This is a genomic window from Kitasatospora sp. NPDC003701 (genome assembly GCF_053587085.1).
In genome coordinates this window covers 74,750-95,574 of sequence record NZ_JBSFNM010000007.1, presented here as the reverse complement: position 1 = coordinate 95,574, position 20,825 = coordinate 74,750, and the positions used below count along the sequence as shown (strand labels likewise).

General features: G+C 74.3%; 20 protein-coding genes and 1 pseudogene. 13 read left to right on the top strand and 8 right to left on the bottom strand.

The genetic code is table 11. The features are described from left to right. Window positions 1-122: 122 nt before the first annotated feature. The 4 genes and pseudogenes from ACWDRR_RS09250 to ACWDRR_RS09235 form a co-directional block, all read right to left on the bottom strand. Window positions 123-1,385, bottom strand: coding sequence for a sugar ABC transporter permease (locus ACWDRR_RS09250; protein WP_449771547.1), 1,263 nt, complete (start codon window positions 1,383-1,385; stop codon window positions 123-125). Then, a complete protein-coding gene (locus tag ACWDRR_RS09245) occupies window positions 1,382-2,170 on the bottom strand; it encodes an ATP-binding cassette domain-containing protein (protein WP_449771546.1) in 789 nt (262 codons plus the stop codon). The genes ACWDRR_RS09250 and ACWDRR_RS09245 overlap by 4 nt, the downstream gene beginning before the upstream one ends. 109 nt (window positions 2,171-2,279) lie before the next feature. Next, window positions 2,280-3,374, bottom strand: coding sequence for a sugar ABC transporter substrate-binding protein (locus ACWDRR_RS09240; RefSeq protein ID WP_449771545.1), 1,095 nt, complete (start codon window positions 3,372-3,374; stop codon window positions 2,280-2,282). 369 nt (window positions 3,375-3,743) lie between these two features. Further along, window positions 3,744-4,112: pseudogene (locus ACWDRR_RS09235) on the bottom strand (helix-turn-helix transcriptional regulator); the annotation flags it as partial. Window positions 4,113-4,135: 23 nt separating this feature from the next. Here ACWDRR_RS09235 and ACWDRR_RS09230 point away from each other — a divergent pair. Further along, complete coding sequence (locus ACWDRR_RS09230; protein WP_449771544.1) at window positions 4,136-4,516, top strand: MBL fold metallo-hydrolase; 381 nt, start codon at window positions 4,136-4,138, stop codon at window positions 4,514-4,516. An 82-nt stretch (window positions 4,517-4,598) separates the two neighbouring features. On the opposite strand, the gene ACWDRR_RS09225 is transcribed toward ACWDRR_RS09230, so the two are convergent. After that, window positions 4,599-5,381 carry an NAD(P)-dependent oxidoreductase gene (locus ACWDRR_RS09225; RefSeq protein ID WP_449771543.1) on the bottom strand — a complete coding sequence of 261 codons (783 nt, stop codon included), beginning with the start codon at window positions 5,379-5,381 and terminating at the stop codon, window positions 4,599-4,601. A gap of 71 nt (window positions 5,382-5,452) precedes the next feature. Between ACWDRR_RS09225 and ACWDRR_RS09220 the strand changes: the two genes are divergently transcribed. Further along, window positions 5,453-6,364, top strand: a complete 912-nt coding sequence (locus ACWDRR_RS09220; RefSeq protein ID WP_449771542.1) for a LysR family transcriptional regulator — start codon at window positions 5,453-5,455, stop codon at window positions 6,362-6,364. Between the two features lie 47 nt (window positions 6,365-6,411). Here the strand turns inward: ACWDRR_RS09220 and ACWDRR_RS09215 are convergent, their stop codons facing one another. After that, window positions 6,412-6,813, bottom strand: coding sequence for a hypothetical protein (locus ACWDRR_RS09215; protein ID WP_449771541.1), 402 nt, complete (start codon window positions 6,811-6,813; stop codon window positions 6,412-6,414). A gap of 374 nt (window positions 6,814-7,187) precedes the next feature. Here ACWDRR_RS09215 and qcrB point away from each other — a divergent pair, with 374 nt between their 5' ends. Next, window positions 7,188-8,840, top strand: coding sequence for a cytochrome bc1 complex cytochrome b subunit (gene qcrB / locus ACWDRR_RS09210; RefSeq protein ID WP_449771540.1), 1,653 nt, complete (start codon window positions 7,188-7,190; stop codon window positions 8,838-8,840). Window positions 8,841-8,942: 102 nt separating this feature from the next. Here qcrB and ACWDRR_RS09205 read toward each other — a convergent pair whose 3' ends face one another. Then, window positions 8,943-9,347, bottom strand: a complete 405-nt coding sequence (locus tag ACWDRR_RS09205) for a hypothetical protein (RefSeq protein WP_449771539.1) — start codon at window positions 9,345-9,347, stop codon at window positions 8,943-8,945. Window positions 9,348-9,782: 435 nt separating this feature from the next. Here ACWDRR_RS09205 and ACWDRR_RS09200 point away from each other — a divergent pair, with 435 nt between their 5' ends. From ACWDRR_RS09200 to ACWDRR_RS09160, 9 genes are all read left to right on the top strand, one after another. Then, window positions 9,783-10,202, top strand: coding sequence for a hypothetical protein (locus ACWDRR_RS09200; RefSeq protein WP_449771538.1), 420 nt, complete (start codon window positions 9,783-9,785; stop codon window positions 10,200-10,202). After that, window positions 10,199-11,284, top strand: coding sequence for a polyprenyl synthetase family protein (locus tag ACWDRR_RS09195; RefSeq protein ID WP_449771537.1), 1,086 nt, complete (start codon window positions 10,199-10,201; stop codon window positions 11,282-11,284). The genes ACWDRR_RS09200 and ACWDRR_RS09195 overlap by 4 nt, the downstream gene beginning before the upstream one ends. Window positions 11,285-11,449: 165 nt before the next feature. Then, complete coding sequence (locus tag ACWDRR_RS09190) at window positions 11,450-12,118, top strand: cupin domain-containing protein (protein WP_449771536.1); 669 nt, start codon at window positions 11,450-11,452, stop codon at window positions 12,116-12,118. After that, window positions 12,115-13,260 (top strand): hypothetical protein, encoded by a 1,146-nt coding sequence (locus ACWDRR_RS09185; RefSeq protein ID WP_449771535.1) that lies wholly within the window; start codon window positions 12,115-12,117, stop codon window positions 13,258-13,260. Before ACWDRR_RS09190 ends, ACWDRR_RS09185 begins: the two co-directional genes overlap by 4 nt. Next, complete coding sequence (locus ACWDRR_RS09180; protein ID WP_449771534.1) at window positions 13,257-14,141, top strand: hypothetical protein; 885 nt, start codon at window positions 13,257-13,259, stop codon at window positions 14,139-14,141. Before ACWDRR_RS09185 ends, ACWDRR_RS09180 begins: the two co-directional genes overlap by 4 nt. A 55-nt stretch (window positions 14,142-14,196) precedes the next feature. Then, window positions 14,197-14,784 carry a hypothetical protein gene (locus ACWDRR_RS09175; protein ID WP_449771533.1) on the top strand — a complete coding sequence of 196 codons (588 nt, stop codon included), beginning with the start codon at window positions 14,197-14,199 and terminating at the stop codon, window positions 14,782-14,784. 83 nt (window positions 14,785-14,867) lie between these two features. Next, window positions 14,868-16,604 (top strand): asparagine synthetase B family protein, encoded by a 1,737-nt coding sequence (locus ACWDRR_RS09170; RefSeq protein ID WP_449771532.1) that lies wholly within the window; start codon window positions 14,868-14,870, stop codon window positions 16,602-16,604. Window positions 16,605-16,629: 25 nt separating this feature from the next. Further along, a complete protein-coding gene (locus tag ACWDRR_RS09165) occupies window positions 16,630-17,949 on the top strand; it encodes an aldehyde dehydrogenase family protein (protein WP_449771531.1) in 1,320 nt (439 codons plus the stop codon). A gap of 112 nt (window positions 17,950-18,061) precedes the next feature. Next, window positions 18,062-18,394: a hypothetical protein gene (locus ACWDRR_RS09160; RefSeq protein WP_449771530.1), complete on the top strand. Its 333-nt coding sequence runs from the start codon at window positions 18,062-18,064 to the stop codon at window positions 18,392-18,394. Window positions 18,395-18,397: 3 nt separating this feature from the next. Here ACWDRR_RS09160 and ACWDRR_RS09155 read toward each other — a convergent pair whose 3' ends face one another. Continuing rightward, on the bottom strand, window positions 18,398-19,987 hold the full coding sequence (locus tag ACWDRR_RS09155; RefSeq protein WP_449771529.1) for an outer membrane protein assembly factor BamB family protein: 1,590 nt from the start codon (window positions 19,985-19,987) through the stop codon (window positions 18,398-18,400). A gap of 177 nt (window positions 19,988-20,164) precedes the next feature. Here ACWDRR_RS09155 and ACWDRR_RS09150 point away from each other — a divergent pair, with 177 nt between their 5' ends. Beyond that, window positions 20,165-20,821 carry an NADPH-dependent F420 reductase gene (locus ACWDRR_RS09150; RefSeq protein WP_449771528.1) on the top strand — a complete coding sequence of 219 codons (657 nt, stop codon included), beginning with the start codon at window positions 20,165-20,167 and terminating at the stop codon, window positions 20,819-20,821. Window positions 20,822-20,825 lie beyond the last annotated feature (4 nt).

Sequence of the window (20,825 nt, the reverse complement as noted above, 5' to 3'; positions counted from 1 at the left end):
CCCTCCAGGGTGCGCAGCGGCCTGCCCCGGACGGGAGGGACGAACGTCCCGCGCACGGGCCGGGGAACGCCGGAGGCCCGGTACCCGTGGGGGTGGGTACCGGGCCGATCGGGGGGTGGCGGTCAGCCGCGGCCCGAGGACTTCTGGGTGCGGCGGGAGACCGAGTCCAGGACGACGGCGGCCAGCAGCACGGCACCGGTGATCATGTACTGGATCGCCTGGGCGGCGTGCACCATGTCCAGGCCCGTGGTGATGGACTGGATGACCAGGATGCCGAGCAGGGCCGACCAGGTCTTGCCGCGTCCGCCGAAGAGGCTGGTGCCGCCGATGACGGCGGCCGCGATGGCGCTCATCAGGACGTTGCCGCTGCCCAGCGTCTTGTCCGCCGAGCCCTGCTGGGAGGCGATGAACAGGCCGCCGAGGCCGGCCAGGCCGGCCGAGATCATGAAGACCGAGATCCGGACCCACGCGACGTTGATGCCCGCGCGGCGGGCGGCCTCGATGCCGCCACCGACCGCGAAGATCTGCCGGCCGTAGGAGGTGCGGCGCAGCACGAAGTCGGTCAGCACGACGACGCCCAGCAGGATGACCAGCGGCAGCGGCAGGCCGCTGTCCTGGTTGAGGGTGTAGGCGCCGGCCAGGGCGAGCACCGCGAGGGCGCCGGTGCGCAGCGCGATCTCGCCGGTGGTGCGGGCGGGCAGGCCGGCGGCGGTGCGGCGGCGGGCGTCCAGGAGCTGGCCGCCGAGGAACAGGCCGATCGCGAGGACGGCGGCCAGCCAGGCGAAGGCGATGTCGCCGTCGCCCAGGAAGTAGGTGTCCAGGTTGGCGACGACCCCGTCGTTGATGTTGTTGACGGTGCCGAGCTTGCCGAGGACGTAGTCCTGCAGGCCGCTCCAGGCGAGCATGCCGGCCAGCGTGACGACGAAGGCGGGTACGCCGATCCGGGCGAAGAAGAAGCCGTGCAGGGCACCCATGGCCACCGCGGCGGCGAGGGCGAGCAGGATCGCCAGCCCCTCGTTGAGCCCCTGGCGCACCGCGAGGACGGAGGTGATGGCCGAGCAGACGCCCGCTATGGAGCCCAGCGAGAGGTCGATCTCCCCGAGCAGCAGGACGAAGACGACGCCGACCGCGATCAGACCCGGACCGGCGATCCACTTGGTGATGTTGGTCAGGTTGTCGGCCTGGAGGAAGTGGCCGGTGACGCTCTGGAAGATGACGGCGATCAGGACCAGGCCGATGACGACGGGCAGCGAGCCGAGGTCGCCGCTCTTGATCTTGCGGCGGAACTCCTCCAGGTAGCCGGCGACGCCGCCCTGGCGGACCAGCAGGCGCGGGTCGGCCGCCGGTGCCGGGGCGTTGGTGGGGGTGGTCTGGCTGGTGCTCACTTCGCTTCCTCCGCGATACGTGCCTGGCGCCGGGTGACGGCGTTGTCGGTGGCGCCGGTGATGGCGGAGATGATCTCCTCGTGCGAGGTGCCGGCCACCGGGAAGACCCCGTTGTTGCGGCCCAGGCGCAGGACGGCGACGGTGTCGGCGACCGCCTTGACGTCCGCCATGTTGTGGCTGATCAGGATGACGCCGAGGCCGCGCTGGCGCAGCCGCTCGACCAGGTCGAGGACCTGGGCGGTCTGCTCGACGCCGAGGGCGGCGGTCGGCTCGTCGAGGATGACGATCTTGGGGTCGCCGACCAGGGCGCGGGCGATCGCCACGACCTGGCGCTGGCCGCCGGAGAGTGCGGCGATCGGGATCCGCACGCTGGGGATGCGGATCGAGAGGGTGTCCAGCAGCTCCTTGGCGCGCCGTTCCATGGCGACCTCGTCCAGCGTGCCGAAGCGGCGCAGCTCGCGGCCCAGGAAGAGGTTGGCGACGACGTCGAGGTTGTCGCAGAGCGCGAGGTCCTGGTAGACGGTGGCGATGCCGAGTGCCTGGGCGTCCTGGGGGCGGGTGACGCGCACCGCGCGCCCCTCCCAAGTGATTTCACCCTCGTCGATCGGGTGAACTCCTGCGATCGTCTTCACCAGGGTGGACTTGCCGGCGCCGTTGTCGCCGACCAGCGCGACGACTTCACCGGCATGGACGTCGAGGTCGACGTCGGTCAGTGCCTGGACAGCGCCGAAGCGCTTGGAGACCGCGCGCAGCGCCAGTACGGGTGCGCCTGTCACGTGAACCATCTCCTGCGGGGTAGTGCGTGGGGTGGGGTGGGGTTCCTGCGCGGGTCGGAGGGGCGGCGCCCCCCGGACGGGACGGGGGGCGCCGTGGCCTTCGTGCCCGGCGGGCGCGCTACTTGACGCCGGCGGTGGTGCAGGCGGCGGCGAAGTCCGCGGTGCAGATGTCCGCGGCCTTGTAGAGGCCGTCGGCGATGACGGTGTCGTTGATGTTGGCCTTGGTGACGACCTTGGGCTCCAGCAGCTTGGCCGGGATGCCCTTGTCGGTGTCGCTGTCCACGGTGGACGGCGCCGCGGCCTTGAGGTCCTTGCCCTGCAGGAGGTTCACGGCGAGCTCGGCGGCGCTGTCGGCGAGCGGCTTGTAGGCCTTGTAGATGGTGTAGGCCTGGTCGCCGGCGACGATCCGCTGGACGGCGTCGAGACCGGCGTCCTGACCGCCGACCGGCACGGTGATGCCCGCGGCCTTCAGCTGGGTGATGATGGCGCCCGCCATGCCGTCGTTGGCGGAGTAGACGCCCTGGAAGCCGTCCTTGCCCAGCTGGGTGATGGCGGCACCGGTCTTCTGGCCGGCGACGGTGGGCTTCCACTCGCCGGACTGCTCGTAGACCACCTTCTTGACCTTGCCGTCCAGCACCTTGTGCGCCCCGGACTTGAACTGGGCGGCGTTGGGGTCGGCCTCGTCACCGTTGATCATGACGATGTTGGCGTCGGCGGCCTTGGCGCCCAGCGCGTCGACCAGCGCCTGGCCCTGGAGCTCGCCGACCTTCTCGTTGTCGAAGGAGACGTAGGCCGCGACCGGGCCGGTGGCGAGCCGGTCGTAGGCGATGACCTTGACGCCCTTGTCCGCCGCCTCCTTCACCCAGGACTGGGTGGACTTGGCGTCGTAGGCGTCCAGGATGATCACCTTGACGCCCTGGGCGATCAGGGTGTCGAACTGCTGCTTCTGCTTGGCGGCGCTGCCCTCGGCGTTGCTGTACTGCACCTTGCAGTCCGGGCAGAGCGCGGTGACCTTCGCCTGGATGAACGGCCGGTCGAAGGACTCGTAGCGGGTGGAGGAGGCGTTCTCCGGGAGCAGCAGGCCGATGGACTTGCTGTCCCCGGAGCTCGCGGAGTCCTTCTTGTCACTGCCGGCCTTGCCGCAGGCGGCCATGGAAAGGGCCATCGAGACCGCTGCGGTGCCAATGACGACGCGACGCATCGTTGCGTTCATGTGGGGAGTGCCTCCGTGACGGTGCCGCAGCGCTGCGGCGGGGTGGGAGGAGTTAATCCGGCTTCGGCATATGACGTCAATAAGTAAATCCAAGCCCTCACGAATCAGATCTTTTCGTTATCTTCGTGAACGCCACCTCCCCATTGAAACTTGGAGGAACCTCCGAGTATCAACCTGGCAGGACATGACAGAACGGACAAATAGTCGCGGCTCGGCGACTGTCACCTGGTATGAACCTAAAAAGGGGGAGGGAACGCGCAGGGCCACTCCTCCACCCCCTCACCGCCGCACTCTTGACAAGAACAGAGCAAAGTGCCCTGTGCGTTCAAGACTTAGATCAACAGGAGCGGAAGCCTGCGGATCTGACGCTCAGTCGGCGACGGCCGGGAGCAGCACACGGGCCCGGTAGCGCCCGGGCGTGGTACCGAAGAGGCGGTTGAACGCGTGCGAGAGCGCGTACGGGGTGCTGTAGCCGACCTGCCGGGCGATCACGTCCAGCGGGTCGTCGGTGTCGTCGGTGTCCCGGAGCAGCGTCGCCGCGCGGGTCAGCCGCCACCGGGCGAGGTAGCCCATCGGCGGCCGGCCGGCCAGGGCGGTGAAGCGCCGGGTGAGGGTCGCGCGGGAGACACCGGCGTGGGCGGCGAGGCCCTCGGTGCTCCGGGCCCGGGCCGGATCCTCGTGCACGGCGCGCAGGGCCGCGGCGACCACCGGGTCGCCCAGGGCCGCCCGCCGAGCGCCTCCGGCAGGAGGAGCGGCGGCTGATGTTCGCCGACAGCATCACCCCCGTGCTGCGCAGCGGGCAGGCCGTGCTCTGGGAGCGCGGCCACCGGATCGACGAGGGCCTCACCCTGGAGGCGGCGCCGGGCCACACCCCCGGTTCCCCGGTGCTGCGGCTCGACTCGCGCGGCGAGCGGGCCGTCTTCGTCGGCGGCCTGCTGCACGGTCCGGTCCGGCTCCTCCACCCCACGTGCAACAGCTGCTTCCGCGAGGACCCGGCGCAGGCCGCCACCAGCCGGCTGCGCGTGCTCGAACGGGCGGCGGCCTCACACGAACTGGTGATTCCGGCGCACTTCGGCGGGGCGGGCGCCGTCGAGGTGCGGCGCGCCGGTTCGGGGTTCGCCGTCGCCCGCTGGGCCTCCTGACGGCCGCCGGGCAGGAACCCGGTACCCCGGCGGGCCCCAGCCCCCCAGCCCCCCCGGCGGGTCCCCACCCCCGGCCGGCCGCCTACCGCCGGACGGCCTCCACCAGCCGGGCGAGGTCCTCCTCCGCCAGCTCCGGGTGGGCGAGCAGCAGGTCGCGGACGGCGGTCAGCACCGGGCCGCCGTCCACCAGCCCGAGGTCCTTGGCGGCCAGCCGGACGGGGAAGTCCGCGTCCTGGCTGCGGGCGCGGGCCACCACGCCGGCGAGCGGCCCGCCGGCCAGGGCGCCGAGGGCGAGGCCGTCCGGCAGGCCGAGCGAGTCGGCCAGCGCGAGCGCCTCGGCGACCAGCGCGACTCCCCCGACCATCGCGCCGATCAGGACGACCTTGAGGGCGGCGCCCGAGCCGGGACCACCGCAGCGGACCACCGTGCCGAAGGTCTCCAGCAGGGGCTGCGCCCGGTCCAGGTCCTCCGGCCGGCCGCCGGTCAGCACGGTCAGCGTGCCGGCGGCGGCCGGACCCACGCTGCCCAGCACCGGCGCGTCCACCAGGGCGGCGCCGGCGGGCAGGCGGGCGCGCAGCGCCGCCGTGGCGGCCGGTCCGACGGAGGACATGTCGATCCAGAGCGTGCCGGGGGCCAGCTCCGCCGCGAACCGGCCGGCCACCGACTCCACCGCGGCCGGGTCCGCGAGCATCGTGACCACGACGCCCGCCCCCCGCACCGCCTCGGCCGGGGTGGCCGCGGCGTCGAGCCCTTCGGTCCTGGCGGGCGTGCGGTTCCACACCGTCAGCGGGTGTCCGGCGGCGGCGAGTCGACGGGCCATCGGCAGACCCATCCGGCCGAGTCCGAGGAATGCGATCTTCTCCATGGCCTCCACTCTAGGGAGCGCCGGGACAGGCGACAAGCGAATGTCTCGCATGGTAGCCATGCGGTATGGACATGGCTTGGCTCGAAGTCTTCCGCACCGCGGCGCACGTGGGATCGTTCACCGCGGCCGGCGAGCGGCTGGGGTTCACCCAGTCCGCGATCTCCCGTCAGATCTCCACCCTGGAGGCGGAGTTCGGTGCTCCGCTGTTCGACCGCCTGGCGCGCGGCGTCCGGCTCACCGAGCACGGGCGGACGCTGCTGCCGCACGCCGAGGCGCTGCTCGACCGGCTCGACGGCACCCGCCGGGAGCTGAGCGCACTGACCGAGCTGAGCGTCGGGCGGCTGCGGGTCGGCGCGTTCGACAGTGCCAACGCGGCGCTGGTGCCCGGCGCGCTGGCGGCCTTCCGGGCGGCCCACCCGCAGGTCGCGATCTCGCTCACCGAGGGGCTGTCCGCCGCCCTGCTCGGCCGGCTCCAGGACGGCGGGATCGACCTCGCCGTGGTCGCCGGCTACCCCGGACACCCCTACGACACCGAGGCGTTCGACCTCCGACCGCTCACCGAGGACCCCGTCCTGGTCGCCCTCCCCCGGGACCACCCGCTGGCCGGCCGGAGCCGTCTGCGGCTGGCCGAACTGGCCGAGGAGACCTGGATCGCCGGCAGCCGGCGGGCCGAGGACACCCTGCTGGCCGCCTGCCTGCGCAGCGGCCTGCACCCCCGGGTCGAATACGTCGTCTCGGGCTGGACGGCCAAGCTCGGCCTGGTCGCCGCCGGGCTCGGACCGACCCTGATCCCCGCGCTGGCCGCCCGCGCCGCCCGGCCCGACGTCGCCCTGGTCGCGCTGCACCCGGCGGACACCCCCGTCCGCCTGGTGCAGACCGCGACCCGCCGGGGCCACCGCGTCCCCCCGGCCGCCGCCGCGTTCCTGGAGCGGCTGCGCACCGCGGCGACCGCCACCGGCGGGGGCGCCGACGGCCCGCGGTAGGACCGCCGGGGGGCCGGCCCGCCGCGCTCACCCGCGGCGTCGCCCCCTCAGCCCCACCACTGCTCCGGAACGGCGGCCGCCTCCTGCCGACCCTCCGGGCGCGCCGCCTCCTCCCGCGCCCCGGGGCCCGCCGTCACCAGCAGCTCGCCCGGCCCGGCCTCGGCCACCCGGTAGCCGGACTCCCGCAGCACCACGGCGACCGCGCCGGTCATCGCCGTACGGATGCCCTCGGCCGGCGGCGGGGCGTCGTCGTCCGCGCGCCCCGCCCCCGCGTCCGCGTCCTGCTCGCCGTCCTGCGCGCCGTCCTGGTCCGCGCCCGGCGACCAGCCGACCACCACGCCCTGGGGCCGGTGGCCGATCCGCAGGCCCGAGGGGCCCCGCTCGGTGTCGAACCCGGCACGGGCCAGGGCCGCTGTCACGTCCTCGAAGAGTTCCCGGTGATCCACCATTGGCGCAGCGTAGGCCGGGGACCGCGCCCTCCCCACGTACGGCGCGCGCCGAAACGGTTCACCGCCCCGACAACGCACCCGAGCGCACCATTGCGGGTCCACGGGCGGCCCGTCAACAGCCCGCCCACCCCCGGACGGGCCGACACGAGCGGCCGTCCGGGCCGATGGACGTGCACAGTCGGCCCCCTGCCGACAGCATGACAGAGTAAGCGCTCCATCACTTTGAGCAACGGGGCCAGCGGGTCGGCGGATCCGCGCGCCGGCGACCCCGGCGGCCCCGTATCGAGAGGTCCCATGATCACATCACTCCGCCGGCCGGCAGCTCCGCAGGCGGGCTCCCCGGTCGGTACGCAGCGGACGCCGGGGAGCCCGTCGTGAGAGCCGATCAGCAGTCGAGCCCGGGACCGGTCACCAGCACGCGCTCGGCACCCGCGAACAAGGCCGAGGCCCTCGCCGACTGGGCCGACGGCCGGCTGGGCATCTACGCCCTGTCCAAGTCCAACCTGCGCAAGATCTTCCCGGACCACTGGTCCTTCATGCTGGGCGAGATCTGCCTGTACACCTTCGTCATCATCATCATCACCGGCGTCTGGCTGACCTTCTTCTTCCAGCCGTCGATGGCCGAGGTGACGTACGAGGGCTCGTACGTCCCGCTCCGGGGCATCCTGATGTCCCAGGCGTACGCGTCGACGGTCGACATCAGCTTCGACATCCGCGGCGGGCTGCTGATCCGGCAGATCCACCACTGGGCGGCGATCGTGTTCGTCGCCGCGATGCTGGTGCACATGATGCGCGTCTTCTTCACCGGCGCGTTCCGCAAGCCGCGCGAGATCAACTGGATCTTCGGCGCGCTGCTGCTGTTCCTCGGCATGTTCGACGGCTTCATGGGCTACTCGCTGCCCGACGACCTGCTCTCCGGCACCGGCATCCGGTTCATGGAGGGCGCGGTGCTGGCCGTCCCGCTGGTCGGGACGTACCTGCAGTTCTTCATCTTCGGCGGCCAGTTCCCGGGCTTCGTGATCGTGCCCCGGCTGTTCACCGTGCACATCCTGCTGATCCCCGGGATCATGCTGGGCCTGCTGGTGGCCCACCTGATCCTGGTCTTCTACCACAAGCACACCCAGTTCTCCGGGCCCGGCCGCAAGGAGGAGAACGTCGTCGGCATGCCGCTGATGCCGGTCTACATGGCCAAGGCGGGCGGCTTCTTCTTCCTGGTGTTCGGCATCATCAGCGCGATGGCGGCGATCGCCACCGTCAACCCGATCTGGGCCTACGGCCCGTACCGGCCGGACCAGGTCTCCACGGACGCCCAGCCGGACTGGTACATGGGCTTCTCCGAGGGCCTGATCCGGATCATGCCCGGCTGGGAGATCGGCCTCTGGGGCCACACCCTCAACCTGGGCGTCTTCGTCCCGCTGATGGTCTTCCCGCTGGTCCTGGTCGCCATCTGGGCCTACCCGTTCCTGGAGGCCTGGGTCACCGGCGACCGGCGCGAGCACCACATCGCGGACCGCCCGCGCAACGCGCCCGTGCGGACGGGCTTCGGCGCCGCCTGGATCAGCCTCTACGTGATCCTGCTGATCGGTGGCGGCAACGACCTGATCGCCACCCACCTGCACCTGTCGATCAACGCCATCACCAACGCGGTCCGGATCGGCTTCTTCGTCGTCCCGGTGGTGGTCTTCGTGATCACCAAGCGGTGGTGCCTGGGCCTCCAGCGGCGCGACAAGGAGAAGGTGCTGCACGGCCGGGAGACCGGCGTCATCAAGCGGCTGCAGCACGGCGAGTTCGTCGAGGTGCACGCCCCGCTCCCGCAGGGCCGGCTGTACACGCTCACCTCGCACGAGCAGCCGCAGCCGGTGGTGCTGCCGGCCGAGGTGGACGAGAACGGGGTCGCCCGCCGGGCCGGCCTGCTCGCCCGCACCCGGGCGAAGTTCTCGCGCGGCTTCTTCGGCCAGGGCAGCCAGATCGCCAAGCCGACCGTCGAGGAGCACGAGGAGATCACCAGCGGCCACGGCCACCACTGACCTCCGCCGCCCCGTACGACCGGGCCCGCCACGCCGTCCAGCGCGTGGCGGGCCCTTCGCCGTGCAGTCACCCCGGCCGGCTCCGGAGCGCGGCCGCCCCGGTCAGGCCCGCAGTGCGGCCGGGACGGCCGCGAGCAGGGCGGCGGCGAGCGCCACCGAGAGGCACAGCGCCGCCCAGCGCGCGCAGATCCGCCGGCACTCGCTGCGGTAGCGGGCGGCCAGCTGGCGGCACCGCTCCACCGCCCGGTCGACGACGTCCTCGGCGTAGCGCAACCGGTCGGCCGCGTAGGCCCGTTCGAGGTCCTCCCGCTCGCCGGGCGACAGCCAGGGGAACCGGCCCGCGAAGGCCTGCGCGTCCCGCTCGGCCGCCGCCACCTCGGCCTCCCAGGCCAGATAGCCCTCCAGGCGGGCGATCTCCACCCGCGCGTCCACCCGGGGCCGCTGCGGCCCGGCACCCTTGCCCGGCCGAGGGCTCCGCGCTCTCGTCGGGCGCTGTCTGCCACCCATGACCGCTCCTTGTCCAGCACCCGGGCACCGCGGCGAGCAGCACTGCGGCAGCGGCGCGCACCTGTCGATTCGGCCGGCCGAACGCGCCACCGGGGAAGAGACCCGGCGGTCGATCGCACCGCAACCACGCAACTACTATCAGTGACCGACTGCGGCCCGCGGGACGACTCGCCGGTCCCGACCGGACGGCGGGGCGCCCGGCCGCCGGCCCGCGCCGGGCCGACCACCGCGGCGCCCCCCGGCGCGGCGCGCGACCCGGCCCCGGGACGCGTACCGACCGACCCGGGCGCACCGCGGACGCGGCCGCACGCGCCCCGAATGCAGTGGACACGCTCCGCACATGAGCGTGTACCATCAGCGATCACGGCGGCGCTCTGCCCGGCCGCCGGCCCGGCCTGCCCCGACCCGCCCGGGGTGCGAACCAGGAGGTCAGCCATGCCCGATGCCAATCGGTTCAGCGAGTTGGGCGAGCAGGGCTCGCAGGCCGTCATGGAGGCGGCCGCGGTACTGGAGCGCGAGCTGTCCGCCGGCCTGGCCGACGCCAAGGCCGCCGGCGACCGGCTGACCGGCGAACACCGCGTCGACCAGGAGGAGTTCGACCAGCTGGTGCGCCGGGTGTCGGAGAGCACCCACCAGCTGATCGACGCCGTCAGCACCCGGCTGCTCGGCAACACCAGCGGCGACGCGGCCGAGCAGACCCAGCGGCTCGCCACCAACGCGCACGACGTCCTCGACCTGCTGCTCAACCTCAGCTCGCTGGCGCCCGCGTTCGCCAACCGCTCGATGGACAGCACCTTCGGGCCCCGGCAGAGCCCCGCCGAGCGCCCCGGCGGGGCCGAAGGCCAGCACGGGTGACGGCCGCCGCCCGGCCGCTCGCCGAGGCCGCCACCCTGGTCGAGCGGGTGCTGACCCGGCACCGCGAGCGCACGGTGACGGAGCTGCTGCGCCACATCCCCGAGCAGAGCCCGCCCTACCTGTACGAACTGGCGGCCGACTATCCGGCCCGGCCGTGCAAGGGGCTGCGGGCCGCACTCTGCCTGGCCACCTGCGCCGCGTTCGGCGGCGACTCCGGGCGGGCGCTGAACCCCGCCGTCACGGTCGAGCTCTTCCACAACGGCTTCCTGATCCACGACGACATCCAGGACGGCAGCGAGCTGCGCCGGGGCGCGCCGACGATCTCCGCCGAGCACGGCGTCGAGGTCGCGCTGAACGTGGGGAACGCGACCAACCTGCTCGGCCTCCGGCGGCTGATGGCCAACCGGCGCGAACTGGGCGGCGACCTGGCCTGGCGGCTGTTCGAGGAGACCGAGCTGATGTGCCGCCAGTCGCTGGAGGGGCAGGCCCTGGAGATCGCCTGGATCCGCGACAACGCCTGCGACCTCGTCCCCGCCGACTACTACCGGATGTGCCTCAAGAAGACGTCCTGGTACACCTTCCTCTACCCGTGCCGCAGCGGCCTGCTGGTGGCCGAGGGCGCGAGCACCGACGCCGCCCGGCTGGACCGGTTCGGCTGGTACCTGGGGGCGGCCTTCCAGATCCAGGACGACGTGCTCAACCTGATCGGCACCGAGGCGGACTACGGCAAGGAGATCGCCGGGGACCTCTGGGAGGGCAAGCGCACCCTGCTGCTGATCCACCTGCTGGAGCGCAGCACTCCGGCCGAACGCGCCCGCGTCGTGCGCTATCTGAGCCGCACCCGGGCGCAGCGCGGCCCCGGCACGGCGCAGGACGTCGGCTGGCTGCTGGACCGGATGGCGGCGTACGACTGCGTGGAGAGCGCCCAGCAGGCGGCGGCCGGGCTGGTGGCCGCCGCCGAGCGGGAGATCACCGAGGTGCTGGCGGCGGCTCCGGACCTCGTCGATCCCTCCGAGGAGGCCGTCGAGGCGCGGGAGTTCCTGCTGGCCCTGCCCGACTTCGTGGTGGCCCGCGGGCGCTGACCGGCCTCCCGACCCCGCGGCGGCCACGACCGTTGCCCCGGCGTTCACTTCGCCTGCGTAAGGTCCACGACGCCGGCCCCGGCCGGGGAACCGGCCGTACGACGATCGGCGTCACCGCGGTTGACGCCGCGCTCGGGCGGCGCCGACGTGGGGGTGGGGTGGCGGATGTCCGTACGATCCGGGCTGCTCGGGCTGGAGCGGCTCGCCCGGTCGCTGCCGGCCGGAGTGGACCTGTACCAGCTGCGACCGGACGGCCGCGTCCTGATCGCCGACCGGGACGGCGCCCGGGAGCTGGGCCCGGACCGCGCGCACGGGGCGGCCGGCGAGGAACTGCTGCGCTTCATCGACGAGGGGCAGTTCGCCCACTACCTGGTCGGTGACGCCAAGACCTCGCCCGAGCGGCCCTCCAACGCCACCTACAAGCTCGGCATCGTCGCCCCGCACAGCGCCTTCACCCCGCACGCCCACGGCGGCGAGCACCTCGTGCTGAGCCTCGGCCACGCCGCCTGCGGGCTGTACGACGCCGAGCGCCGCCGGGTGGTCGACGTCCCGCTGACGCCCGGGCTGCTGATCCGCATCCCCGAGCTGATGCCGCACTCCTTCGCCAACCGGGGCTCCGGGCCGCTCAACATCCTCGCCGCCAACACCGGGTTCGGCATCGACCACGAGGACTACGCGATCACCGCGGCCGAGGCCGAGCGCCGCGCGGACGACCAACTGGCCGCCGCACTCCGGGAGGTGGAGCGGAACCAGCGCGCGGGTACGGTCAGTCCCAGAGAGCGGCTGGCCGCCCGGCTGCGCCGCTTCGCCGCAACGCTGGAGACACCGCGATGATCTGCCCGCACTGCGACAAGAACCTGCTGCAGCGAAGCCGCTCCGGGCACAAGTGCGGGTACTGCCGCAAGCACTTCGCCCTGGACCCGAAGGTGGAGGGGGCCGGACTGCACGACGTCCGGATCCGCCGGCTCACCACCAAGCTGACCGATGCCGGCCGACTGGTCTGCACGGTCGACCAGTTGCGCTACGCGACCGAGCACCGCGGGCGGCCCGCCCAGGCCTTCCGGGGGAGCCGGGGAAGCGCGGGCTGCCTGGGCGTGCTCGGGGTCGGCGCGCTGATCGGCGCCATGGCCCTGAAGGGCACCCCGATCGCGCTGCTCGCGCTGGCCGGGGCCGCGCTGCTGGGGCTCGCCGTACGCCAGGTGGTGCTCTCCGACCAGCCGGCGCCGCCCCGCGAGCACACCACGCGCTGGACCGCCGGCACCTTCCACGACACCGTGGTGCCGCGCTGGAAGAAGGTCTACTCCGCCCTGCCCGCCGGACTGGTCGAGGACGCCCTGGTCCGGTCCGAACCGCCGGTGGCCGACCCGGCGTTCGTCCTGCTCTGCCCGGACCGCACCGTCACCGCCTTCCTGCACGCCAACCGCTACCCGCAGCGCCACCGCGCGCTGCTCGTCGCCGACCTGCGCGCCGTCCCCCGGGGCCTGCCCGTGGTCGTCCTGCACGACGCCTCGCCGCAGGGCTGCCTGCTCGTCGCCGACGCACGGGCCGTGCAGCCCGGCCGCCGGGTGCTGGACGCCGGGCTGCCGGCCCGCGCGGTGCTGGACGCCGAGCCGAGGTCCGTGGTGCTGCGCGACCCGTTCCGCGCCCCCGAGCTGCAGATCCGGCTGCAGCGGGACGCCACCTGGCTGAACTCGACCGAGCTGGCCTGGTACGCCGACGGCTGGTGGAGCCCGGTGGCCGCGGTGGCGCCCAAGCGGCTGATGGCGCTCGCCGTCCGGGCCGCCGAACGCGTCCTGGAACCGCCCGCGCGCGTCCCGTTGCAGAAGTCCCTGGTGGCGCAGGCGGCCCGGGTGGCTCCGGCGCGGCCGGAGGAGCCCGCCGAGACCCGCCGCCGGGCGCTCGCCGTCGGCTTCCTGACCTGGCCCGAACCGAACCCCGGGCAGCACCCCGGACAGCACCGAGAGGGCACCGCATGACCGTCCCGCCACCGCCCCGGCCCGCGCGCCGCCGGCCGCTGCGCCTGCTGCTGGACGGCGCCCTGACCGTCGCCGCCGACCGGGCCGGAGCGCCCGGCGGCCTGCGGTACACCGAGCGCCAGCTGTACTACGAGCTGTGCCGCGTCCTCCAGCCGCTGCACTCCGGGCCGCGCCGGATCCCGTACACGCTGGCGCCGCCGGTGCGGTACGCCCGCTTCGCCGAGGCGGTGGCGGTGCGCCGCGCCGAACTGCCGGGCCTGCTGCCGCCCCCGGCACCGGTGCGGGAGGCGCCGCGGGAGCCGCGGGCCGGCGCCGAGAGCGACCTGTACGACTACGGGCTGCCCCGGCTGCTGGTCTGCCAGAGCCGGGAGATCACCGGGATGCTGATCGCCAACGATCTGCACCTGGAGGCCGCCTGCCCGGTCGTCGCCGCCGCCGACCTGCCGCTCGATCCGCGGCTGGTCGCCGCCCTGGAGCGGGCCGGGGGTGCGGTGGTGCACGTGCTGCACGACGCCAGCCCGGCCGGGCTCGCCTGCTTCGAGCGGGTCCGCGACGAGGTGCGCGGAGCGGGCGGGCCCGGCCACGCCGTACGGGTCCGGTCGATGGGGCTGGTCCCCCGGCACGCCACCACCCTGCACCTGACCGCCGGACGCGGCCCGCAGCCGTACCGGGGCCCCCTGCCCGCCGGGCTGCGGCCCGAGGAGCGCGCCTGGCTCGGCAGCGGCCGGACCATCGAACTGGCCGCCGTCGGCCCCGCCCGGCTGCTGCACACCGTGATCCGCCAGGTCCGGGGCGGCGCCACCGGCCCCCGGCGGGCCCCGATCCACCACCGGGTCCGCACCGCGCGCTCCGCCGGCTTCCTGACCTGGCCCACCGCGTGACCCTCCGCCTGCCCCTCCCCCGGAGGGCCCCCGGACACCGTGAGGACTCCCGACCATGACGCAGCCACGCCACCTCGGCTACAGCGACGAACTGCTGGCGGACGGCACCGTGCACCGGCGCTACGAGGACGGCCGCAGCGAGTGGCGCCGGCGCGGCGCCGACCGCCTCGTGCACTGGCACGACAGCGAAGGCCTGGCCGGTACCGACGAACCCCTCGGCAAGGACCTCGTCAAGCGCCGCCACTCCGACGGCACCGTCCGCTACGGCCGGGACGTCGGCTACGGCCGGACGGTCTGGGCCCGCGGCGAACTGGTCACCGTCAACCGCACCGCCTTCAGCGGCCGGCTCGGCGTGGTGCTCGGCGCGCTCGGGGTGGCCGGGGCCGCCGCCGTCGCGGTCTCCCAGTACCCGCCGCTGGAGCTGAGCGAGGCCGAGGAGGAGCAGCTGCGCGAACAGGCCCGTGCCCAGGCCGCCGGTTCCTCCTCCGGCGGCGACGGCGGCGGCGGCGACGGCGGGTCGTCCGGCGACGGGTCCTCCGGTGACACCGACGACGGCGGCGACCTGGACGACGACGGCACCGACGCCGTCTACGGCGACTGGGACGGCTCCGACGACGGCTGGGACGGCGACGACTTCGGCTGACACCCCGCAGGACCGCACGTCCTCGCGCGCCCGCGCCCGCGAACCGGACCACGGCACCACCCACCGAAAGGCACCCCTCCCGCATGGCTCGCTGCTGCGCCTGCGCCGGCCCCGACCCCGATCGGGCCCGCACCCACCTCGCCGCCCTGGCCGGCGCCGCCCCGGGGCCCGCCCAGGCCGCCCTGATCAGGGGTGAGCCCGGCTTCGCCACCGGCCCGTTCACGGCCGACGGCGTCACCGCCGTCGGCGAGGTGACCCTGCACAACCGCGCCGAGCTGCTCGCCGCGCTCGCCACCGCCGGCACCCCGGCGCCCGGCGACTGCCCCGACGGCGAGCTGCTGCTCCGGCTCTGGCGCCGCCTCGGCGCGGACGGCGTCCGGCTGGCCGACGGCCTGTTCGTCCTGGTCGCGGTGGACGGCACCGACCTCGTCCTGATCCGCGACCACGCCGGTGCCCGCACCGTCTTCTACGCCCGCGCCGACGGCTGCTGGGCCGCCGCCACCTCGCTGCGCGCGCTGCGGCACTGGCCGGCGCTCGGCACCGGCGTCAACCTGTCGGCCGTCCGCTCCTTCCTCACCTTCGCCTACCTGCCCGGCGAGGAGACCCTGCTGCGCGGCGTCCACGAGGCGCTGCCCGGCCGGATCCTGCGCCTGTCGGCGGACGGCACGGTGCACCAGGAGCAGTACTGGGAGCCCGCCGAACTGCTCCCCGCCGAGGCCGACACCCCACCGCCCGCGGAGTACGCCCGGCAGCTGCGCCTCCTCCTGGAACAGGCCACCGCCCGCCGGCTGCCGGCCGGCGAGGCCGTCGGCGTCCTGCTCTCCGGCGGCGTCGACAGCTCACTCGTCACCGCGCTGGCCGCCCGGCTGCACGACCACCCGGTGCACACCTACTCGATCAGCTTCGGCGACGAACTCCCCAACGAGCTCGGCTACTCCGGCCTGGTCGCCGGGCACTGCGGCACCCGCCACCGGGTGCTCACCGTCTCCGGCGCCGAGGTCGCCGCCCGGCTGGCCGACACCGTCGCCCTGCTGGACAGCCCGGTCGGCGACCCGCTGACCGTGCCCAACCTGATGCTCGCCGAGGCCGTCGCGGGCGACGGCCTCACCGTCTCGCTCAACGGCGAGGGCGGCGACCCGGTCTTCGGCGGCCCCAAGAACCTGCCGATGCTCGTCCACGAGATGCACCGCGACGACCCGGCACCCGACGTCCGGGCGGAGGCCTACCTGCGGTCCTACCGCAAGTGCTACGAGGACCTGCCCCGGCTGCTCACGCCCGCCGCGCTGCGGGCGCTGGAGACCGAGCCGCCGCCCCGCCGGTTCGTGGCGCCCTACCTCCGCCCCGGCCCGATGCACTCGCTGCTCAACCAGCTGCTCCACTGCAACCTGCGGACCAAGGGCGCCCACCACATCCTCACCAAGGTCGAGCGGCTCACCGCCTCGCAGGGCGTCCAGGGCCGCTCCCCGCTCTTCGACCGGCAGGTGATCGACCACGCCTTCGCCACCCCGCCGAGGCTCAAGCTGAACGGCACCGTGGAGAAGTGGGTGCTCAAGGAGGCCGTCCGGGACCTCCTGCCGGCGACGGTCACCGACCGCCCCAAGAGCGGCATGCGGGTGCCCGTCCAGCAGTGGCTGCGCGGCCCGCTGCGCGACCTCTCCGGTGAGCTGCTGCTCGGCCGCACCGCCCGCGGGCGCGGCCTCGTCCGGCCCGAGACCGTCCGTACCTGGATGCGCCGCGAGGGGACCCTGCTGCCGCGCCAGGGCGGCAAGCTCTGGCTCGTCCTCACCCTCGAACTCTGGCTGCGCGCCTACGACCTGTGAACCCGTTCCGTGAGAGGCCCCGCACATGGACCTGATCGACCCCCGCACCGGCGCCGTCCGCGGCGCCCTGGAGCCGGCCCGCGCCGAGCGCGTCGCCGAGGCCGTCGCCGCCGCCCGGCTCGCCACCGCGCCCTGGCGCGCGCTCACCCCGCGCGAGCGCGAGCGCCGGCTGGACGCCCTCGCGGACCTGATCGAGCGGCACCTCGCCGAGTACACCGCGCTGGAGCAGGCCGGCACCGGCAAGCCCGCCGACGAGGCGACCGGCGAACTGCGCAACGTCGCCGACCTGTTCCGGTTCTACGCCGGCGCCGCCCGCGCCGGGACGGCGCCCGCCGCCGGGCGCTACCTGCCCGGCCACGAGAGCTGGGTGCGCTGGGAGCCGGTCGGCGTGGTGGGGGCGGTCGTCCCGTGGAACTATCCGCTGCTGATGGCCGCCTGGCGCTGCGCCCCGGCGCTGGCCGCCGGCAACACGGTGGTCGTCAAGCCCGCGGAGACCACGCCCGACTCGGTCGCGCTGCTCGCCGAGCACGCGGCGCAGGCGCTCGGCGAGGGCGTGCTCACCGCCCTGCCCGGCGACCGGGAGACCGGGCGGCTGCTGGTCGCGAGCGACGTCGACATGATCGCCTTCACCGGCAGCGCGGCGGCCGGCGCCGACATCGCCGCCCGGGCCGGCCACCGCCGGGTCAGCCTGGAGCTCGGCGGCAACAGCCCCGTCCTGGTCCTGCCCGACGCGCCGGAGCACACCTGGGCCGCCCTCGCCGAGGCCTGCACCTACAACGCGGGCCAGAGCTGCGCCGCACCCGCCCGGGTGATCACCCTGGAGGAGAACCACGAGCAGGTCGTCACCGCGCTCGCCGCCGCCCTGGCCGAGCGCCGGGCCGGGCGGGACTTCGGCCCGCTCAACAACCCCGACCAGGCCGCCCGCTACGACCGCGTCCTCGACGCCTCGGCCGCCAAGCGCGCGGTCACCGCTCCCGGCCGGACCGACGGCCTGTGGCGGCCGGCCACCCTGCTCGCCGACCTGCCCGACGACGATCCCGCCGTGCTGGAGGAGGCCTTCGGTCCGCTGCTGACCGTCCAGCGCGCCGCCACCCCCGACGACGCGCTGGCCCTCGCCAACGGCGTCCCGCAGGCCCTCGCCGCCAGCGTCTGGACCACCGACCTGACCGCCGCGCTCGACCTCACCGCCCGCCTGCACGCCGGAGAGACCTGGGTCAACTGCCACCTGGCCCAGAGCGCCGAACTCCCCCACAGCGGCCGCGGCGCCTCCGGCCACGGCACCGACCTGTCCGCCCTCGCCCTCCAGGAGTACCAGCGCCCCAAGACGGTGACGGTCCGGCTCTGAGCGGGCTCCGTCCGGGCCGGCCCCGCGCGCCGGCCCGGCTGAGTACTTCGCGCACCCCGACCTGAGTATCCGTCCGCTGCCCGGGGCGGGCCCGGGCGGCCAGGATCGGTCCATGACCGAGAACGCCTCCGGGCCCCGCGCGAACTGGCGTCGCGCTCCGCTGGCCTCCACCCTGGTGACGGGGTTCTGCCTGCTGCTCGTCCTCCCGCTGCGGGCGTTGGCGGAGATGTCCACCGATCCGTGCTACGGGCCCGGCTCCTGCCCGGCCACCCAGGCCCGGCTGGCGCTGTCCGACCAGCTGCTGCTGGCCACGGTGGCGCTGATCGTGATCCAGTGGCCGGTCGCCTACCTGGTGCGGCCGGCCCGGATCTGGGCGGCGCTGGCGCCGATGGCGGCGCTGCTGTCCGTGGTGGCCGCGATCTTCAGCATCAACCCGGGGACCTGAGCGTCAGGCGAAGGCCGACGGCCGGCCGAGGGCGACCAGGCGGTGGTCCTTCGTCCCGACGTAGATCCGGCCCTTGTCGGTGGCCGGCACCGAGAACTTGCTGACCGTGCCGAGCGGGAAGGAGCGGCGCAGCTTCAGCGTGCCGCCGACCGGGACGGCGTCGTAGGCGCGCAGCTCGCCGCCCTCGCCGTACTGGCCGGTGCCGGACCAGACCACCCAGACCAGGGCCGAGCCGGACCGGGCGCCGTCGGAGGTGACGACGGGTGAGCCGGACATCTTGAGGAAGTCCTCGGCGCTGGTGCCGGCACTGGTCAGCTGCGGAGTGCCGGCGGAACTGACGGAGTACTTGAGGGCGCGCAGCTTGCCGTAGTTCTCGACGGTGTAGACGTAGCCGCCGTCGCCGCCCCAGACCGCCGGGTGGCCCCAGACGCCGCCGTACGGACCGGTGATGCCGACGGCCTTGTCGGTGCCGCCGGGGCCCTGGCCCATGCCGCCGAGGTCGTCGCGGTCGAGCAGGAAGATCCGGCCGTCCTTGCCGACCTGGACCAGCAGGCGGGGGTGGGCGGCGGTGCCGAAGCGGTCGGCGGGCAGGGCGACCGGGCCGCCGGAGCCGAGGTCGGTGTCCCGCTTGTCCAGGGTCGCGTTGTCGGCGGGGCTGAAGAAGTCCTTCGGGGTGAAGCCGTCGCCGTCGACGGCGAAGCGGATCACCGATTCGCCCAGGCCCCCCGGCGGCTCGGAGCCGGGCCCCCGGGCGGGTGAGGCGCCGGCGCCCTGGCCGTTGGCGGTGGTGAGGATGATCCGGCCGGGGCCGTCCGAGACCAGCCCGCTGCCGGCCATCCAGATGGAGGCCCGCTGGGTGTCGGAGCCGGCGACGGTCGACCAGAGGGTGAGCTTGCGGGTGCGGGTGTCCAGGCCCGCCAGGGTGCCGATGTAGTCCCCGATGCCGCAGAGCGAGCCGAAGCCGAAGTAGACGTGGCCGTCGAGCAGCAGCAGCCCGGGCCGCTGGAGCGAGCGGTAGGCGTTGAACGGCTTGCCCGGGGCGTTCACCGGGTCGCCCTGGACGGTCACCGGCCAGCCGCTGCGCTCGGCGCCGGTCTGGGCGTCCACGGCGTGCACGTAGTAGTGCGGGTGCCTGTCGTCCGGGCCGTCGTCGACCTTGCTGGTGAGGTAGACGGTGCCGGTGGCCGGGTCGTACACGGGCGTGGAGGTGGTGCCGACGTTGGGGCCCGGGTCCGAGCAGCCGATCGCGGCGGAGGCCCAGGCCGGGCCCATCGCACGGTGCCAGGTGATCTTCCCGGTGGCGGCGTCGACACCGTAGACGTGGTTGGTCTCGGTGGCCACCACCACGGTTCTGCCGATGACCAGCGGCTGGGCGAACACCTGGCCGTCCAGCGGGGTGGCGAAGCGGACGCCGAAGTCGGACCGGGCGACCTCCTCGGGGGCGAGCCCCGGTTCGTCCTGGTCCCAGGCGGTGCGCTCGGTGGTGACGGAGACGGTCGTGACGTCCGCCCGGGCCACCGCGGCCGGGGCGAGCAGGGCGATGCCGGCGAGCAGGGCCGCCGCCCGGGCGTACGGTCTGTTGGTTCGGTTCATGGCGCCCATGCTTCGGGGGCGGCCGCGCGGCCACCAGCGGGCCTGGTCCAGTCGGCGGACCCGGCGCACGGCGACCGGCCGCGGTCAGCGGTAATTCGCCGGACGGACGGGGCTCCCTGATCTATCGTCGACGCGGCACGCGCCACGGGGCGCGCGACGGCAGAGGGTGAGGCGCGGGTGCGGTTCGGAATCATCGGCACGGGTCAGGTCGGGCAGACCCTCGCGGACAAGCTGGTGGCGCTCGGCCACGAGGTGACGCTGGGTTCGCGGAGCAAGGACAACGAGAAGGCCGTCGCCTGGGCGCGGCAGGCCGGCCCGAACGGGCACCAGGGGACGTTCGCCGACGCGGCCGGCTTCGGCCCGGTGGTGCTGAACGCCACCGGCGGGACGGTCGCGCTGGAGGCGCTGCGGGCGGCGGGCGCCGAGCGGCTGGCCGGGAAGCTGCTGGTGGACGTCTCCAACCCGCTGGTCTTCTCGCCCGGGGGCGAGGTGACGCTGGACCCGGTGAACACCGACAGCGTGGGCGAGCGGATCCAGCGGGAGTTCCCGGACGCCCGGGTGGTGAAGGCGCTCAACACGCTGACCGCGCCGCTGATGGTGGACCCGGGCCGGCTGCCGGGTGGGCACAACCTCTTCATCGCCGGGAACGACGCGGACGCGAAGGCCGAGACGGTCGCGCTGCTGGGCGAGTTCGGCTGGCCGGCGGAGTCCGTCATCGACCTCGGGGACATCACGGGCGCCCGGGCGATGGAGATGATGATGCCGCTCTGGCTCCGGCTGATGGGGGCCTTCGGCACGACCGAGTTCAACTACTCCTTCAAGCGCGCCGAGTAGCCGG

Bases quoted from the DNA above. Each gene is read 5' to 3' on its own strand.
- ACWDRR_RS09180 (WP_449771534.1), top strand. From the start codon at position 13,257: ATGACCGTCCCGCCACCGCCCCGGCCCGCGCGCCGCCGGCCGCTGCGC.
- ACWDRR_RS09205 (WP_449771539.1), bottom strand. From the start codon at position 9,347: ATGGGTGGCAGACAGCGCCCGACGAGAGCGCGGAGCCCTCGGCCGGGC.
- ACWDRR_RS09160 (WP_449771530.1), top strand. From the start codon at position 18,062: ATGACCGAGAACGCCTCCGGGCCCCGCGCGAACTGGCGTCGCGCTCCG.
- ACWDRR_RS09190 (WP_449771536.1), top strand. From the start codon at position 11,450: ATGTCCGTACGATCCGGGCTGCTCGGGCTGGAGCGGCTCGCCCGGTCG.
- ACWDRR_RS09170 (WP_449771532.1), top strand. From the start codon at position 14,868: ATGGCTCGCTGCTGCGCCTGCGCCGGCCCCGACCCCGATCGGGCCCGC.
- ACWDRR_RS09215 (WP_449771541.1), bottom strand. From the start codon at position 6,813: ATGGTGGATCACCGGGAACTCTTCGAGGACGTGACAGCGGCCCTGGCC.
- ACWDRR_RS09245 (WP_449771546.1), bottom strand. From the start codon at position 2,170: ATGGTTCACGTGACAGGCGCACCCGTACTGGCGCTGCGCGCGGTCTCC.
- ACWDRR_RS09155 (WP_449771529.1), bottom strand. From the start codon at position 19,987: ATGAACCGAACCAACAGACCGTACGCCCGGGCGGCGGCCCTGCTCGCC.
- ACWDRR_RS09220 (WP_449771542.1), top strand. From the start codon at position 5,453: ATGGCTTGGCTCGAAGTCTTCCGCACCGCGGCGCACGTGGGATCGTTC.
- ACWDRR_RS09185 (WP_449771535.1), top strand. From the start codon at position 12,115: ATGATCTGCCCGCACTGCGACAAGAACCTGCTGCAGCGAAGCCGCTCC.
- ACWDRR_RS09165 (WP_449771531.1), top strand. From the start codon at position 16,630: ATGGACCTGATCGACCCCCGCACCGGCGCCGTCCGCGGCGCCCTGGAG.
- ACWDRR_RS09175 (WP_449771533.1), top strand. From the start codon at position 14,197: ATGACGCAGCCACGCCACCTCGGCTACAGCGACGAACTGCTGGCGGAC.
- ACWDRR_RS09225 (WP_449771543.1), bottom strand. From the start codon at position 5,381: ATGGAGAAGATCGCATTCCTCGGACTCGGCCGGATGGGTCTGCCGATG.
- ACWDRR_RS09230 (WP_449771544.1), top strand. From the start codon at position 4,136: ATGTTCGCCGACAGCATCACCCCCGTGCTGCGCAGCGGGCAGGCCGTG.
- ACWDRR_RS09200 (WP_449771538.1), top strand. From the start codon at position 9,783: ATGCCCGATGCCAATCGGTTCAGCGAGTTGGGCGAGCAGGGCTCGCAG.
- ACWDRR_RS09240 (WP_449771545.1), bottom strand. From the start codon at position 3,374: ATGAACGCAACGATGCGTCGCGTCGTCATTGGCACCGCAGCGGTCTCG.